Here is a 714-nt window from a genome sequence, read left to right on the forward strand (position 1 = left end):
GCCGTAGTCCTGTTCCAGCAGGTGGCGCAGGGTGCCGGCGATGACGAACTCCTCGTGCAGCGCCGGCACGATGATGGTGAACCGTTCCCGGTGTTCCTGTTCCCCGGCGGCGGGCCAGCGCATCTGCTCGACCGCCTCCGGTGTCCGCCAGCCGTACAGCCGCCAGCGCACCTCGAGGGCGCCGACCACGGTGTTGTACAGCGCGACGAGCGTCACCAACAGCGCCAGGACCGCCGCGCCGGACAGCGGCGAGACGACCAGCGCGGCGGTCACCGCGGCGAGCAGCGTCAGGCCGGCCGTCCAGCGCGCCACCGGGTTGCCCAGCCAGGTGGCCAGGCGCAGCCAGGGCAGTTGCCGCAGGTACAGCATCCCCTGCCGCAGATCGCCCTTGCTGGTTCCCGCGAGGCGCTCGCCGAAGTCGAGCGGCACCTCGGTGCGGCGCAGCCGCGGGTACCGGGCCAGGATCTCCAGCAGGATCTTGAAGCCGCGGGACCGGAGGCGCTCGGGATCGACCTTGTCCAGCCGTACCCCGAAGAAGCCGGTCATCGGGTCGGTGATCCCGCGCAGCGCGACGGGAAACGCGATCCGGGCGAGGACCGTGGAGCCGGTCGACACGATCCGGCGCAGCGGGCCGTCGAGGCCGCCGCTGCTGCCGCCCTCGCGGTAGCGGCTGGCCATCACCAGGTCGTGGTCGTCGAGCGCGGCCAGCATGTC

General features: G+C 72.5%; 1 protein-coding gene. It reads right to left on the bottom strand.

Annotation, left to right across the window (positions count from 1 at the left end; translation table 11 throughout):
- Positions 1 to 714 (bottom strand): glycosyltransferase family protein (locus tag IEZ31_RS49870; RefSeq protein ID WP_505661142.1); only part of this gene is annotated, 714 nt, incomplete at both ends.

Origin of the sequence: Dactylosporangium sucinum (genome assembly GCF_014647515.1) — a bacterium.
GTDB lineage: Bacteria > Actinomycetota > Actinomycetes > Mycobacteriales > Micromonosporaceae > Dactylosporangium > Dactylosporangium sucinum.